The following is a 16,071-nucleotide window of genomic DNA, read 5'->3' as shown; positions in this document are numbered from 1 at the left end:
TCAATGCTTCTGAGGCCCCCTGGTGTTCCCGGAACCGTGTTCGCTCTGAGCGATCAGCCCCCGACGCACCGCTCGTTAGCCTGGCGGCATGTACGCGGGACGGGAGCCGGAGGAGCAGAAGCAGGCCGTGACCGTCGAGCGACGCGACGGCCCGTACAGCGAGGTGGTGCTGCGCAGGCGTGGCGGGCGGTTCGAGATCATCGAGAACGGCTGCTTCCTGATGGACACCTCCGACGGGCGCTCCGAGCGGCTGCTGGTACGCGCCGCGCTCGACGCGCTCGATGCGCTCGCACCCGGTCGCAACGGCCTGTCCGTGCTCATCGGGGGGCTCGGCGTCGGCTTCTCGCTCGCCGAGGCCGCGGCCGAGCCGCGCTGGGAACGCATCGCCGTCGTGGAGCGGGAGCCCGCGGTGATCGACTGGCACCGCACGGGACACCTGGCGCCGTTCTCGGAGCACGCGCTGGACGATCCCCGGGTCGAGATCGTCGAAGCCGATCTCGTGGCCTACGTACGCGAGGCGGGCGCCACCTACGACGCGCTCTGCCTCGACATCGACAACGGCCCGGACTGGACCGTCACCGACTCCAACGACTCGCTCTACTCCCCCGACGGCCTCGCCGCCTGCCGCAGGCGCCTGGCGCCCGGCGGAGTCCTCGCCGTCTGGTCCGCGCAGCCCTCGGCCGCGTTCGAGGACGCACTGCGGGCCGCGGGCTTCGAGCAGGTACGGACCATTACCGTGTCCGTTCCGCGGGGAGTGCCCGATGTCGTCCACATCTGCGCGCAGCCCGCGTAGCCTGCGACCTGCACTGCCCCTTACGCTGCTGGGCAAGCAGCGCGACCGAGTGGGGCGGGGCCCGATGGAGAACACACAGACGAGCACGACGCACGGCGCAAGCGGCACGCCGATGACGGGTACGCAACGCCGCGTACTCGTCGTCGAGGACGACCCGACGATCGCCGATGCGATCTCGGCACGCCTGCGCGCCGAGGGATTCCAGGTGCACACCGCGGGCGACGGCCCCGCCGCCGTCGACACCGCCCATGCCTGGCAGCCGGATCTGCTGGTGCTCGACGTCATGCTGCCGGGCTACGACGGCCTCGAAGTCTGCCGCCGGGTGCAGGCCCAGCGGCCCGTGCCCGTGCTGATGCTCACCGCGCGGGACGACGAGACGGACATGCTCGTCGGCCTCGGCGTCGGCGCCGACGACTACATGACCAAGCCGTTCTCGATGCGCGAGCTCGCCGCCCGGGTGCACGTGCTGCTCAGACGCGTCGAACGCGCCACGGTCGCCGCCCGCAGCCCGCGCGGCGGCACGCTGCAGCTCGGCGACCTCGCCATCGACCATGCGCAGCGCCGGGTGCGGGTACGCGGCGCCGACGTCCACCTCACGCCGACCGAGTTCGACCTGCTCGCCTGCCTGGCGCAGACACCGCGCGCGGTGCTCTCGCGCGAGCAGCTGCTCGCCGAGGTGTGGGACTGGGCGGACGCCTCGGGCACCAGGACCGTCGACAGCCACATCAAGGCGCTGCGCCGCAAGATCGGCGCGGAACGCATCCGAACCGTCCACGGCGTCGGCTACGCGCTGGAGACCCCGGCGCCGTGACGGCGGAGCCGGGCGGCTTCCGACTGTGGCCGCGGAGCCTCGACAGCGGACGTGACGGACGGGACGGGCACGCCGGGCGCCGTCGGCTCCGCCGGTACCGCGGGCTCGGCTGGGCCGGGCTGTGGCAGCGCGTCTGGGAGGGGCTGCGCCCCGTCGACCCGTTCCGCTCGATCAAGGCCGCGCTCGGGCTGCTGGTGATCACCTCGGTGGTGGTGACGACCTTCCTGGTCTTCGTCGCGATCCACTCCGACACCGAACTGCGCGTGATCACGATCTTCTCGATCATCACGTCGATGCTGTTCATGCAGTTCGTCTCGCACGGGCTGACCTCGCCGCTGCGCGAGATGACCGTGGTGGCCCGCGCGATGGCGCACGGCGACTACAGCCGCCGGGTGCGCACCGGCCGGCGCGACGAGCTCGGCGAGCTCGCGGTGACCTTCAACAGCATGGCCGCCGACCTCCAAGCCGCGGACCAGCACCGCAAGGAGCTCGTGGCCAATGTCTCGCACGAGCTGCGCACCCCCATCTCAGGTCTGCGGGCCTTGCTGGAGAACGTCGTCGACGGCGTGTGCGAGGCCGATCCGGAGACGATGCGCACAGCACTCGCACAGACCGAGCGCCTCGGCCGTCTCGTGGCCGATCTGTTGGATCTCTCACGTCTCGACAGCGGAGTGGTGCCGCTGAACGCGCGCCGCTTCGAGGTGTGGCCGTACCTGTCCGATGTGCTGAAGGCGGCCAGCATCAAACCGGGCGTGGCGATGGCCGTCCCGTCCCACGGGCGCTCCCGCAACGACGTCCACCTGCACCTGGACGTCTCGCCGCCGGAGCTCACCGGTTACGCCGACGCCGAGCGGCTCCACCAGGTGGTGTCGAACCTCGTCGACAACGCGGTCAAGCACAGCCCGCCGAGTGGCCGGGTCACCGTCCGCGCGCGGCAGGGGGCGACTCCGGAGAGCCTGGAGCTCGAAGTGCTCGACGAGGGTCCGGGCATCCCCGAGTCGCAGTGGACGAAGGTCTTCGAACGCTTCAGCAGGGGCAGCGGCCCGGCCGCGAACGGTCCGGGAAGCGACGGCGGGACGGGGTTGGGCCTGGCGATCGCCCGCTGGGCGGTGGAGCTGCACGGTGGCCGGATTCGTGTGGCCGAATCCTCACGCGGATGCCGCATCCACCTCACTCTCCCGGGTAGGGACCCTGCGTCGGGTTGACTCTTAATCCGGTAAGCGAACCGTAATCCCGCCGGTCAGGCGCGTGCGTGCAGGCGACAAGGGGGCGCAGGCGCCCAAAAGGATGCCGATTTCCCGCCAAAGAGCTGCGTCAAACCAGGTTCCGGGTGTGATGTGCGCGACGACCGCGCCTTGTAGCCTGCACCGACCCCCCCAGTAGGCGTAGCCTTTATTTCCGCTGTCCATCACCTTGTGAAGCGGAAGAGGGCGGTTGCCGCCGTGTCGTCACAGTCCCCCAACACATCGAGTGTCTCGACCGAGGCCGACGGGCAGGGCACGAGCCCTGCGGCCGGATTCGGAGCGAACGAGTGGCTCGTCGATGAGATCTACCAGCAGTACCTCCAGGACCCGAACTCCGTAGACCGAGCCTGGTGGGACTTCTTCGCCGACTACAAGCCGGGGGCGGCGGCCGGCACGGCCACGCCCGCTTCCCCGGCCGCTCCTGCCGGCCCGACTGCGCCCCCCGCGCCCCCCGCGGGCGCCGCGCCGCAAGCGCCGAGCACGTCTGCCGCGGCCACGACCGCGAACGGGACCGCCGCCGCCCGGCCCGCCGCACCCGCAACTGCCACGGCCACCCCCAACGGGATCACCGTCACGGGCACGACCGCCGCGCCGCAGGCGCCGGCACCCGCACCGACCCGCGAACCGGCGAAGCCCGCCCCGGCCGCGGCGCCCACGTCGCCGAACGGCACCCCGGCCGCCGCGCCGGCGAAGCCGGCAGCCGCAAAGCCGGCCGAGGCGGCACCGGCCGCGAAGCCGGCCGAGGGCGGCCCGGAGTACGTCACCCTCCGGGGGCCGTCCGCCGCCGTCGTGAAGAACATGAACGCCAGCCTCGAGCTGCCGACGGCGACCAGCGTCCGGGCGATCCCGGTGAAGCTGCTGTTCGACAACCGCATCGTCATCAACAACCACCTCAAGCGCGCCCGCGGCGGCAAGGTGTCCTTCACGCACCTGATCGGCTACGCGGTGGTGCAGGCGATGAAGGTCATGCCGTCGATGAACTACTCCTACGCGGAGAAGGACGGCAAGCCGACCCTCGTCAAGCCCGAGCACGTCAACCTCGGTCTCGCCATCGACCTGGTCAAGCCGAACGGCGACCGTCAGCTGGTGGTCGCGGCGATCAAGAAGGCCGAGACGCTCAACTTCTTCGACTTCTGGCAGGCATACGAGGACATCGTCCGCCGCGCCCGCGCCGGCAAGCTGACGATGGACGACTTCACCGGCGTCACCTGCTCGCTCACCAACCCCGGCGGCATCGGCACCGTCCACTCCGTGCCGCGCCTGATGCCGGGCCAGAGCGTGATCATCGGCGTCGGCTCGATGGAGTACCCGGCGGAGTTCCAGGGCACCTCGCAGGAGACCCTCAACCGTCTCGGCGTCTCCAAGGTCATGACGCTGACCAGCACCTATGACCACCGGGTGATCCAGGGCGCCGCCTCCGGCGAGTTCCTGCGCATCATGCACCAGCTGCTGCTGGGCGAGAACGGCTTCTACGACGAGATCTTCGAGTCGCTGCGGATCCCGTACGAGCCGGTCCGCTGGCGCCAGGACATCGACGTCGCCCACGACGACGACGTCACCAAGGCCGCCCGCGTCTTCGAGCTGATCCACTCCTACCGGGTGCGCGGCCACGTCATGGCCGACACCGACCCGCTGGAGTACAAGCAGCGCAAGCACCCCGACCTCGACATCATCGAGCACGGGCTCACGCTGTGGGACCTGGAGCGCGAGTTCGCCGTCGGCGGCTTCGCCGGCAAGTCGATGATGAAGCTGCGCGACATCCTCGGCGTGCTGCGCGACTCGTACTGCCGCAGCGTCGGCATCGAGTTCATGCACATCCAGGACCCGAAGCAGCGCAAGTGGATCCAGGACCGTGTCGAGCGCCCCCACTCCAAGCCGGAGCGCGAGGAGCAGCTGCGGATCCTGCGCCGCCTCAACGCCGCCGAGGCGTTCGAGACGTTCCTGCAGACCAAGTACGTCGGCCAGAAGCGGTTCTCGCTCGAGGGCGGCGAGTCGGTGATCCCGCTGCTCGACGCGGTGCTCGACTCCGCGGCCGAATCGCGGCTCGACGAGGTCGTCATCGGCATGGCCCACCGCGGCCGCCTCAACGTGCTGGCCAACATCGTCGGCAAGTCGTACGCGCAGATCTTCCGCGAGTTCGAGGGCAACCTCGACCCGAAGTCGATGCACGGCTCCGGCGACGTGAAGTACCACCTGGGCGCCGAGGGCACCTTCACCGGCCTCGACGGTGAGCAAATCAAGGTCTCGCTCGCCGCCAACCCCTCGCACCTGGAGACCGTCGACCCGGTCGTCGAGGGCATCGCACGCGCCAAGCAGGACCTGATCGGCAAGGGCGGCACGGACTTCACCGTGCTTCCGGTCCAGCTGCACGGCGACGCGGCCTTCGCGGGCCAGGGCGTGGTGGCCGAGACGCTCAACATGTCCCAGCTGCGCGGCTACCGCACCGGCGGCACCGTGCACATCGTGATCAACAACCAGGTCGGTTTCACCGCCGCCCCGGCCGCCTCGCGCTCGTCGTTCTACTGCACCGACGTCGCGCGCATGATCGAGGCGCCGATCTTCCACGTCAACGGTGACGACCCGGAGGCCGTGGTCCGCGTCGCGCGGCTCGCCTTCGAGTTCCGCCAGGCGTTCAACAAGGACGTGGTCATCGACCTGATCTGCTACCGCCGCCGGGGCCACAACGAGGCCGACAACCCCTCGTTCACCCAGCCGCTGATGTACGACCTGATCGACAAGAAGCGCTCGGTGCGCAAGCTCTACACCGAGTCGCTGATCGGGCGCGGCGACATCACGCTGGAGGAGGCCGAGCAGGCGCTGCAGGACTACCAGGGCCAGCTGGAGAAGGTCTTCACCGAGGTGCGGGAGGCCACCGCGGCCCCGGCCGAGGCCGAGATCCCGGTGCCCGCACAGCAGTTCCCGGTCAAGCTCGACACCGCGGTCTCCCAGGAGGTCGTCAAGCGGATCGCCGAGTCGCAGGTGAACCTGCCCGAGCGGGTCCACGTCCACCCGCGGCTGCTGCCGCAGCTGCAGCGGCGTGCGGCGAGCGTGGAGGAGGGCACCATCGACTGGGCCATGGGCGAGACCCTCGCATTCGGTTCGCTGCTGATGGAGGGCACCCCGGTCCGGCTCGCCGGCCAGGACTCGCGCCGCGGCACCTTCGGACAGCGCCACGCCGTGCTGGTCGACCGGGTCACCGGCGAGGACTACACCCCGCTGCTGTACCTGTCCGAGGACCAGGCGCGTTTCACGGTCTACGACTCGCTGCTGAGCGAGTACGCGGCGATGGGCTTCGAGTACGGTTACTCGCTCGCCCGCCCGAACGCACTGGTGATGTGGGAGGCGCAGTTCGGCGACTTCGCCAACGGCGCCCAGAACATCGTGGACGAGTACATCTCGGCCTCCGAGCAGAAGTGGGGGCAGACCTCCGGCGTCGTGCTGCTGCTGCCGCACGGCTACGAGGGCCAGGGCCCCGACCACTCCTCGGCCCGTATCGAGCGCTACCTGGCGCTGTGCGCGCAGAACAACATGACGGTCGCGATGCCCACCCTGCCGTCGAACTACTTCCACCTGCTGCGCTGGCAGGTCCACAACCCGCACCACAAGCCGCTGATCGTCTTCACGCCGAAGTCGATGCTCCGGCTGAAGGCCGCGACGTCGAAGGCGGAGGAGTTCACCAGCGGTGGCTTCCGTCCGGTCATCGGCGACGAGGCGGTGGACCCGCTGGCCGTGCGCAAGGTCGTCTTCTGCTCCGGCAAGGTCTACTACGACCTCGCCGCCGAGCGCGAGAAGCGCGGCGCGATGGACACCGCCCTGGTGCGCATCGAGCGGCTCTACCCGCTGCCCGGCTCCGAGATCCAGGAGGAGTTGGCGAAGTACACCAAGGCGCAGAAGTACGTGTGGGCCCAGGAGGAGCCGGCGAACCAGGGTGCCTGGCCGTTCATCGCGCTCAACCTGATCGACCACCTCGACCTGGTGCTCGGTGCGGCGCCGGACAACGCCGACCGGCTGCGCCGCGTCTCGCGTCCGTCCTCGTCGTCGCCGGCGGTCGGCTCCGCCAAGCGGCACCAGCAGGAGCAGGCCCAGCTGGTGGCCGAGGTCTTCGAGATCTGAGCCGCCGGTCCGATCGGCACAACCGAGCCGCAGCCCGTCCGAGCCCGCCGGAAGGCGGTGCTCAGGCGGGCTGCGGCTCGAAGTCCCAGTAGGGGCGCTCGCGCCTGCGGACCGACATGGTGTGCGGGTGCTGCGGGCCGAGGGTCTCGGCGAGCTGCTCCAGCGCCTCCTGCTCGGTCTTGGCCGCCTCCTGGCTGCGGCGCAGTGCCCGCAGGTCCGCGGCGAGCGCCGCCTTGCAGGAGAGCGTGAGCGGCTGGGTGTCACCGAGCACCGACTTGGCCTGTTCCAGGGTGACGCGGCTGAGCTGGGCGGCGCCCTCGTCGTCGCCGACGAAGCTGCGGGCGCCCGAGGCGTTGAGCGCGCAGCCGAGCGTCCACGGGTGGGCCGGGCCGACCGCCCGCGCCATCTCCTCCCTCGCCCGCTCGCCGATGGCCAGCGCTTCCTCCCGCTCGCCGTACTCCCACAGCACCAGCCCGACGTTGCCCGCGGTGCCGATGGCGTACGGGTGGGCCGGGCCGACGAGGGCGCGGTAGCGCTCGGCGACGGACTCGGCCAGCTCGCGCGCCTGGTTCAGATCGCCGTGCTCGCGGATGAAGGTCGCGTAGTCGGCCTGCACCATGAGCGTCTCGGGGTGACGTGGCCCCTGCGTCTGCTGGAAGCGTTCGACGACGCTGCGCATCAGCGCCTCGGCGGCGAGCAGGTCGCCGGTGCGCCGCATGCACAGCGCCAGGTTGTGCTCGGCGCGCATGGTCTGCGGGTTGAAGCGGTCCATGACCTGGCGGTGCACGCGGACGTTCTGCTCCTGGCGGGACATGGCCTCCGGGTAGCGGCCGAGCAGGCGCAGCGTCCAGGCGTAGAGCAGGCCGGAGTGGAGGGTGAGGTGGTGCCGGGGGCGCAGCAGCCGTTCACGGACGCGCAGATTGAGGCCATGGAGTTCGAGCGCCTCCTCGTAGCGGCCGAGCAGGCCGAGCGCGACGGCGAGGTTGCTGCGGTCCTGCACGGTGCGCGGCGCCTCGTCGCCGAGCAGCCGCGTGTAGGTGCGCACGGAGCCCATGAACAGTTCGCGGGCCTCTTCGTAGGCTCCGAGCGCGAGCATGCTGCCGCCGAGGCTGTTGCGGGCCCAGAGCACGTCGGGGTCGTCGGGCTCGCGGGACTCGCTGAGCTGGGCGACGGCGGCGCGGCCGACGGCTTCGGCCTCGCGGTAACGGCCGCAGCGCCGCAGCATGTTGGCGTGCATCAGCAGCATGACGAGCATGGTGGGGTCGTCGGCGGCGAGCTGGTTGCGCCAGCGGGCGACCGTGAGCTCGCACAGCCGCAGGCCCGAAGTGTTCTCGCCGCGCACCTTGAGGTATTCGACGCAGTTGATGATCAGCTGGCGTACGTCGGGGTCGCTGCTCTCCAGCGCGCCTGACGGCTCCAGGTGCGGGATCAGGTCGGCGTAGCGGGACCATTCGCGGGTGTCGCCGGGGGTGCGGGGGTCGGCTCCGGCGAGCACCCGGCAGGCGGCGGCGGAGAGTTCCTCACGGCGGTCCTCGGTGAGGTTGCTGAGCAGGAAGCCGTGGTAGAGGCGGTGCATCTGCACGGTGTCGACGAACGGCTCGCGCTCCGGGCCCTCGACATAGTCCATGCGCACTGCCGTCGATTCCGACAGGCGGCGCAGCGCGGTGTGCCAGCGGATCGGGTCGGCGGCGAGCGCAGCCAGGTGGTCGGGCAGGTCGGAGGGGCGGGCGGTCTGGACGAGCCGTACGGGGACGGCGTCGGGCGCGAACAGGCCGAAGAGTTCCAGCAGTTCGGTCGCCTCGGGGCTGCGCTCCTGCAGCGTGTTGAGCGTTATCGACCAGCTGGTCTGGAAGCCCATCGAGTAGTCGGACGAGATGCGGATGGCGATCTGGCTGGGGCTGCCGCGCCGGATCAGCTCGATGTAGTCCTTGGCGGACATGGTGTTGGTGGCGAGCCACGCGGAGGTCTGGGCGAGCAGCAGTGGCAGGTCCTCGACGGCGTCGGCGAGCGCGTCGGCCTCCTCGACGGTGAGCCGTTCGGCGGTGCGGCGGGCGTAGGCGATGGACTCGGTGCGTTCGAAAGGGCGTACTTCGAGCTCGGTGACGGTGCCGGTGGCGGCCCAGCCGCGGCTGAGGGTGGTGATCAGCACGTGGCCGTTGCCCTCCGGGATCAGGTCCTCGACCTGCTCCATGTCGTCGGCGCTGTCGAAGACCAGCAGCCAGCGACGGTAGGGGGTGCCGGTGCGCAGCGCCTCGTGGACGGCGCGGATGCGGTCGCCGAGCTCCTGGCCGGTCTCCAGGCCGAGGCGGGGGGCGAGGGCGGCGAACTGCTCGCGTGCGGTGGCGCGGAAGCTCGCGCTCACCCACCAGACGATGTCGTAGTCGTTGCCGAAGCGGTGCGCGTACTCGGCGGCGATCTGGGACTTGCCGACGCCGGAGATGCCGCGCAGCGCACAGCGGGCGCCCGCCCGGCCGCCGGCTGCGAAGTTTTCGTGAAGCGTTTCGAGGGCGGCGTCGCGCCCGGTGAAGCGGACGTTGCGGCGCGGCAGGCTCCAGACAGCGGGCGGGTCGTTGGGGAAGCGTGGCGCGGAGGGGTCGGCTTCGGGTTCCGCCGCGGCCGGGTCGAGGCCGAGGCGGCGCAGGGTGCGGCGGCGGGCCTCGCGCGCATCGAGGTCGCGCAGGTCGACGGGGCCCAGCGGGGCGGCGGTGGGCGGCAGCGCGCGGGTGGCGACGCTGACGGCGGCGAACCGGTCGATGTTCGGCGGGACGACGGTGCGCAGCGCCTCCGTCCACTCGGTGTCGGAGCGCGGGCCGAGGGAGAAGTACCAGTCGTCGAGGACGAGCAGGACGCGGCCGGGAGCGTCGAGCAGGCTGCCGAGCGCGTCGGCGAGCGTGATCTCCATCGGCGGGTCCCAGCGCAGGAGCACGGTGCGGTGTCCCAGCCGTTCGAGCTGGTGCGCGATCCAGGCCGCCCAGGGCCGGTTGAACCCCGCGTAGCTGATGGTGATGGGCTCACGCGGGCCGCCGCCCGCCCGTGGCTTCTCGGCCATGCGACCGTCTCCTCACTTGAGCCGGCTCACTTGAGCTGGGATTTGACTGCCTATCAGGCACAATATCCCAGCGGGTGGTTGGTCGCGGGTACGCCGACGCCTACTGGCCACCCGCCCAGGCGATCGCGTCGAGCTCCGTGGACAAACGGCGGGCGATGTGCCTGATCAGGTGTTCCAGGTCGTGGCAGTAGACGGACGGGTGGCGGAATCCGCTGCCGTGCCGGTAGCGGTGGGTGTAGTTGCCACCGCCGCAGACGCGGACGACGGGGCAGCCGCGGCAGGTGGCGGCGAGCCCGTCGAGGCCCAGCTGGCGGGAGGCGACACCGGGATGGTCGAGCGCGTCGTCGAAGGTGTGGCGGAAGACGTCGAGGCCGGTCGCGGGGGCCTGTTCGTACGCGGTCTTGAGCGAGTCGACCTGCTCGATGGCTCCGTCGGTGTCGACGACGAGCGCCGCAGTCGGGGAGAGCCCGATCGATTCCGTGGTGCTCTCCATGCCCAGCAGCAGGGCGATGATCTCGGTGAACAGCCTGATCCGGGGTGCGCCGGCGCTGCGGTCGTCCCACCACAGGTCGAATGCGGTCGCCAGCCACCGCCCGTACGGGGCGGTGCGGGAGGGCAGGCCGGGCGGCGGGTTGGTCCAGTTGGCGTGCGGCAGGAGCAGGTCGAGGCGGGGCGGGAGCAGCGCGGTGAGCGAACGGTACACCTCGGCAGGGTTCGTGGCGATGTCGACGGTGCACAGCAGTCCGGCGTACGAGGCGGGGTGGCGGGCGAGCAGCCGGGCGGCGCGGGAGACCGCGGGCCAGGAGGGGCGTCCGGCGTGGTCGGCGCGGCGGGCGTTGAGCGCGGCGGTGCCGCCGTCGAGACTGATGCCGATGCGGATCCCGGCGTCGGCCAGGTCGGCGAGCACCGATGCGGTGAGCCGGGTGCCGTTGGTCTGCACGGTGACGGCTACCGCGCACGTCGCCGGCAGTGCGGAGCGGACGGCAGCCGCGTAGTCGAGGACGGGTCCGGGGCCGGCCATCAGTGGTTCGCCGCCGTGCAGGTCGACGCGGATCTCCTGCAGGTGGTGGCGGCGCACGTGTTCGGCGATGCGCAGCGCGGTCTGCCGCATGGTGGATGCGTCGGCGCGGGCGGGGCGGCGGCGCCAACTGGTGTCCGCTCCCTGGTAGATGTAGCAGTAGGAGCAGGCGAGGTTGCAGCGGCTGTGCACCTTCAGGACGAACTGACGCAGCGGGACGGCACGTCGTCCGGCCGCGCGCAGGGCGGGTACGTCGAGCGCGGCAATCGGCCAGGGGGCGGGGGTCACCACTCAGCGTGGATGACCCCTGCGGGCGTGCCGCAAACGTTCCACGTCCACAGCTGACCGATTTTGACCGCCTGACGCCTTGATACGACCAATGAGTCGATCAGTCGGGCGGGATCGGCGAGATCAGTCGGGTGAGATGCCCGGCGAGTCCTCGTGGTACGCGACGGCCTGCTCCGCACGCCCGGCGCGGCGCCGCAGCCCGGCGAGCACGGCGCCCAGCACCGGACGGGTGGTTCGGGCCGCGAGCTCGTCGAGGTCCACTCCGGTGTAGTCGGGAAGCGGCTGCTTGCCGCCCGCCGCCTCCCGCTTGTATTCGTCCTGCACGCTCGTCACGCCGTTGCCTCCAACGCGAGCATCCGCTCGCGGGTCGAGCGGGCCTGCGGACCGCCCGCCGCACCCGAGCGCTGCCACAACTCCCAGGCCGCACGGTAGGACTCCAGCGCCCGCGCCGGGCCCGCCGTCAGTTCGAGCACCGCCCCGCGCAGATGGTGGGACTGGGCGGCGAGCAGCATGTCACCCGCACGCACCGCGTCCTCCGCGGCGCGACGGAACGACTCTGCGGCATCGTCACGTCTTTGCGCCGCGCCCGGATCCTGTGCCAACTCCCGGAGCACCTGGCCGAGTTCGAGCCAGGCCTGCGCCGATATCCGCGGGTCTGCGGCGCCGCGCGCGGCGCGCGCCAGTATCCACTCGGCCTCGTGCAGATCGGTCGGCGCGCCGCCCGAGGCGCGCCGCTGCCGCAGCGCACGCCCGAAGAGCAGCCTGCGCTCGGCGAGGCGGGGGGCGCTCTCGGGGGTCTGCGCGAGCGCTTCCCGCAACACCCGTACGCCGTCGGTCGCCACCGCGATGCCGCCGCCCTGCTGCGCCCATTCGACCAGCACCCGGCCGCGCTCGGCGAGCACCTCGGCACGCACCGGGTCGTCGATCTGCACCAGACGCTGGGCCCCGGCCAACGCGGCGTCGGCCTCGGCGAGTTCGGCGGTGTCGCCGGTGTGCGCGTAGCGCGCCGCGTAGGCCCGCGCGAGGCGGCGCAGGCAGTCCAGCTCCAGCTCCCGCTCCGGGACGCCGGCCGCGGCCTCCAGCGCGCGGCGCAGCTCCGCGACGGCCTCCGGCGCACCGGGGTCGCCGGCGGCGGCCTCCCGCGCCTCGGCGAGCTGCAGCAGCACCCGGCACAGCCCCGCCGCCTGATCCGGAGGCGAACCGGCAACGGTCTCGAAGTCCGCGACGGCCCGCAGCGCAAGCGAGCGCGCCTCGTCCGCGGCCTCCCGCGTCCGGGCATCCTGCGCCAGTGCCAGCAGCAGCCCGCCGCGCGCCAGCCAGGCCTCCTCAGGAAAGACGTCGGCGTACGGCCAGGAAGCGATCGTCGTGTCCAGGCGTGCCTGCGCCTCCTGGAGCACCGTGCGGTCGAGGGTGCGCCCGTAGCGTTCCCCCGCGATCTCGGCGCTGCGCAGAGCCACATCGAGCAGCGGGCCCGGGCCCGGTGCGCCGCGCAGCAGCGCGAAGGCGCGGTCGAGGTGAGCCGCGGCCTCGTCGAGCGCCCGTGGGCCGGGGTCCTGCCGGGCCATGGCCTGCAGCACGCAGCCGAGGACGAAGTGCGCCCGCGACGCATCGGAGTCCGCCTGCGCCTGGACGGCGAGCTCGACGGCCCCTCGCGCCGTCCGCTCGGCCTCCGCCAGCACGTCATCGTCCTGCCGCGCCTTCCAGAGGCTGAGCAGGCACTCGGCGAGCAGGGTCCGCAACAACAGGAACCGTTCGGGCCGGCGCTCGTCGGCGGGCACCGAGCGCAGCAGCCTGATCGCCTCCCACAGGTCACGGATGGTGCCCTGCCGCTGGAAGCGCTCCAGCCGTTCACGCGCCCGCTCGGCGACCCGTCCCGGGTGTTCGATCACCACTCCGCCGGATGGCGGCGAGCCCGTGCCGTCGACCACCCGGAATCCACGACCGTCCGAGCCGAACTCCTCGGCCACCGGCCCCACGCCGCCGGGCTGGAACCTCAGCAGAACCTTCCGCGCCACCTCGGCGAACGCCCTCGGCACCGGCACCTGCGCCGTACGCGTCGCCTCTCCGCCCGTCCGGGCGGAGGATCCCGACAGATAACCGACCGCCATCGCCGGGAAGTTGCGTGCCCGCCGCCCGAAGACCCGCTCGATGTAGAGCGAGCAGTGCTTGAGCACCAACGACGCCTCGCCCAGGCTGAGCCTGCGCAGCAGTCCGTCCTGCACGCCCGGCGCGAACTCGTACCACGGCCCGCCGTCGCGGCGTTGGTCCTCGCTCTGCCCGCCCGACGGTTCGTCCGACGGTTCGTCCGCGGGTACGAGCAGCCCGCTCAGCAGCACCTCGGCCATCTCGACCGGCCCGGTCTGCGGCATCATCGCCCGCTGGACGAGCTGCATCACCCGGTACGTGAGCGGCGCCGCCGACAGGAACGCCGCCAAGTGCTGTGCGGCGGGCGAGGAGACGGCCTGGAACTCCCGCAGCAGTTCCTCCGCGGAGCGCCGCTGCCGGGGTTGGGGCTCGGCTCCGGGGTGCCGGCCGTGCACCCAGGCGGCGCAGGCGTCCACCCAGGAGCGAGCGGTGCCCGACACCGTCCGCGCCCAGGCGCCCAGGCCCGCCTCGGTCGGGGCCAGGACCGGGACGGCGAGCGAACCCGGCTCGCGCACGGTGCCGCGTCTCCTGCGCGGGGTGAACTCCAGGCGCCCGCCCGCCTCTTCCCTGCCACGCAGCATGCCGGGCTCGGCGGGCAGCAACGTCCGCGGCCACATGCGCTGCGGCAGCGGCTGCACGACGGCGACCGGACCGGTGCGGGCGAACCTGTGCAGCAGACGCTGAGCGGCGCCGCCCCGCCACAGTGCGCCGGAGCAGTCGCTGAGCAGCAGGGTGACGGTGCGCCCCGTGGGGTCGCGGAGCCGGTCCGCGGACGCGAGCGGTTCGCCGCCGGGTGCGGCTGCCACACCCGCCTCGCCGTCGGGTCCGGGGCGCAGGTAGTGCACGGCGACGTCGCGGAAGGCGCCGACCTGTTCGCAGACCAGGCGCAGCTCGTCCAGCATCCGGTCCCACACGACCATGGACGGCGAGTCGTCCATCACCAGCAGCAACGCCGCCTGTTTGCGCCGCACTTCGCCGAACACGGGCAGGATGTGCCCGGCACGGGCGCTGCGTTCCGCGGTGGCGGCCTCGTCGAGCGGGCCGCGCGGCCCGGCCGTGCGCGGGCGGTAGCGCTGCAGCGGGCGCAGGGCGCGCTCGAGAGGGAGCAGCCCGGGGAAGGCGGTGGCGACGGGTACGCGGATCTGGGTGCCGTCCTCGGACGCCGGGGTGTCGGACGGGCGTACGGCGTGCACGGGCAGCGGCCGCTCGCGTGATCCGTCGGCGGGAGGGCCGCTCGGGTCGCGGCCGGTGCGCTGCTGCCCCCGGTCCTGCTCCTGCTCCCGGCCGCCCTGCCGGCGGTCGCCGATCGTGGCCGGAAACCGACGCTCCCCGCCGGTACCGGTATCACGTCCGTCCTCGTCGGCCGCGTCCATCCACTGGGCGAGCCACAGCGCGTCGGAGAGCCCCTCTGCGTCCGGAGCCATGCCCGCCGCGCGCAACCGGTCGATGAGCTGCGCGAGCAGGGCCTCGGGCGCCGGCGGCACGGGCCTCACCTCACCCGGTTGAGCGGCTGCATGAGTTCGTCGGCGAGGCGTTCGCGCGTGCCCGGATCCTCGTCCCGGGCCTGCTGGGTGAGGTAGATGGCGTTGAGCAACTGATCGGCGGAGCGCTGCTCACCGGGCCTGCGGTCGAGGAACTGCTGGATGATCGCGGCGTTCCGCTCGGCCGCCTCGGGCCCGAAGTGGGCCCGCACCATGGCGGCGAGCCGCTCCTCGTCCGGCGTGTCGAGCCGCAGGTGGATGCAGCGGCGCAGCAGCGGCGCGGGGAAGTCGCGTTCACCGTTGCTGGTCAGGACGACGAACGGGAAGGCACGGCAGCGCACCCGCCCGCCGCGGACCACGACCCGGCCGCCGTCGTCGTCCTGCACCTCGACCTGCGGATGGCGCTCCGCGATGCGTTCGAGCTCGGGGATGGCGAACTCGCCCTCCTCGAGGGCGTTCAGCAGGTCGTTGGGCAGGTCGATGTCGCTCTTGTCGAGCTCGTCGACGAGCAGCACACGGGGTTTGGCAGCGGGCAGCAGCGCGGTGCCGAGCGGGCCGAGCCTGATGTAGCGCCCGATCCCCTCGGCGATCGTGTCTGTGGCGCCAAGCGCCTCGGTTGAGGGCGCGGGGTCCCCGAGGCCGGCGGCCAGGGGCGGGAGACGGGTGGGCGTCCTCGCCTCGCGCTCGGGCGGGGCGCCGGTCGCGGTCCGGGAGATCTGCAGGTCCTGCAGGCGTGCGAGTGCGTCGTACTGGTAGAGGCCGTCGCGCAGCACCGTACGGCTGACGATGGGCCAGCGCAGCACCCGGCCGAGCCCCAGTTCGTGGGCGACGGCGTGGGCGAGGGTGCTCTTGCCGCTGCCGGGCTCACCGGTGACGAGCAGCGGGCGGCGCAGGTACAGCGCGGCGTTGACGAGTTCGAGTTCGACCGGGCCGGGGCGGTACTGCTCGGCGAGGTCCTGCTGGAGGCCGAGGCGGCGGGTGGAAGCGGTGTCGATGGGCGCGGGCGGGCTGACGAGCGGGTAACCGTCGAAATTGCGCCACGGTGGAGGGCCTGGCAGGCGGTCGATGCCGTCATGCGGTCGTCCCGTGCCGCGGTAGATGAGCCACTCGTTCACAACGCGCTCCTCAC

Annotated in this window: 9 protein-coding genes; 4 read left to right on the top strand and 5 right to left on the bottom strand. The window is 72.1% G+C overall.

The window, feature by feature from the left end:
* Positions 1 to 88: 88 nt before the first annotated feature.
* The 4 genes from NGB36_RS07005 to NGB36_RS06990 all read left to right on the top strand — a co-directional run bounded on the left by NGB36_RS07005 (position 89) and on the right by NGB36_RS06990 (position 6,961).
* The gene (locus tag NGB36_RS07005) at positions 89 to 793 is read left to right on the top strand and encodes a spermine/spermidine synthase domain-containing protein (RefSeq protein ID WP_255919228.1); all 705 of its coding nucleotides are present in this window, start codon (positions 89 to 91) and stop codon (positions 791 to 793) included.
* Positions 794 to 857: 64 nt separating this feature from the next.
* Positions 858 to 1,604 carry a response regulator transcription factor gene (locus NGB36_RS07000; RefSeq protein WP_255919393.1) on the top strand — a complete coding sequence of 249 codons (747 nt, stop codon included), beginning with the start codon at positions 858 to 860 and terminating at the stop codon, positions 1,602 to 1,604.
* Positions 1,605 to 1,723: 119 nt separating this feature from the next.
* Entirely contained in the window at positions 1,724 to 2,809 is a 1,086-nt protein-coding gene (locus NGB36_RS06995) for a HAMP domain-containing sensor histidine kinase (RefSeq protein ID WP_255919392.1), read from the top strand.
* A 237-nt stretch (positions 2,810 to 3,046) separates the two neighbouring features.
* Positions 3,047 to 6,961, top strand: a complete 3,915-nt coding sequence (locus tag NGB36_RS06990) for a multifunctional oxoglutarate decarboxylase/oxoglutarate dehydrogenase thiamine pyrophosphate-binding subunit/dihydrolipoyllysine-residue succinyltransferase subunit (RefSeq protein WP_255919226.1) — start codon at positions 3,047 to 3,049, stop codon at positions 6,959 to 6,961.
* A gap of 61 nt (positions 6,962 to 7,022) precedes the next feature.
* Here NGB36_RS06990 and fxsT read toward each other — a convergent pair whose 3' ends face one another.
* The 5 genes from fxsT to NGB36_RS06965 all read right to left on the bottom strand — a co-directional run bounded on the left by fxsT (position 7,023) and on the right by NGB36_RS06965 (position 16,057).
* A complete protein-coding gene (gene fxsT, locus NGB36_RS06985) occupies positions 7,023 to 10,010 on the bottom strand; it encodes an FxSxx-COOH system tetratricopeptide repeat protein (protein WP_255919225.1) in 2,988 nt (995 codons plus the stop codon).
* A gap of 100 nt (positions 10,011 to 10,110) precedes the next feature.
* A complete protein-coding gene (locus tag NGB36_RS06980; RefSeq protein WP_255919224.1) occupies positions 10,111 to 11,319 on the bottom strand; it encodes an FxsB family cyclophane-forming radical SAM/SPASM peptide maturase in 1,209 nt (402 codons plus the stop codon).
* Between the two features lie 120 nt (positions 11,320 to 11,439).
* Positions 11,440 to 11,649 carry a YxD-tail cyclophane-containing RiPP peptide gene (locus NGB36_RS06975; RefSeq protein ID WP_255919223.1) on the bottom strand — a complete coding sequence of 70 codons (210 nt, stop codon included), beginning with the start codon at positions 11,647 to 11,649 and terminating at the stop codon, positions 11,440 to 11,442.
* Positions 11,646 to 14,945, bottom strand: a complete 3,300-nt coding sequence (locus NGB36_RS06970) for an SAV_2336 N-terminal domain-related protein (protein WP_255919222.1) — start codon at positions 14,943 to 14,945, stop codon at positions 11,646 to 11,648. Before NGB36_RS06970 ends, NGB36_RS06975 begins: the two co-directional genes overlap by 4 nt.
* A 5-nt stretch (positions 14,946 to 14,950) precedes the next feature.
* Complete coding sequence (locus tag NGB36_RS06965) at positions 14,951 to 16,057, bottom strand: AAA family ATPase (RefSeq protein WP_255919221.1); 1,107 nt, start codon at positions 16,055 to 16,057, stop codon at positions 14,951 to 14,953.
* Positions 16,058 to 16,071: the final 14 nt, after the last annotated feature.

This window comes from Streptomyces humicola (assembly GCF_024436035.1).
Taxonomy (GTDB): domain Bacteria; phylum Actinomycetota; class Actinomycetes; order Streptomycetales; family Streptomycetaceae; genus Streptantibioticus_B; species Streptantibioticus_B humicola.
The sequence above is the reverse complement of the archived record's forward strand: the minus strand, read 5'-3'. Positions and strand labels throughout refer to the sequence as shown.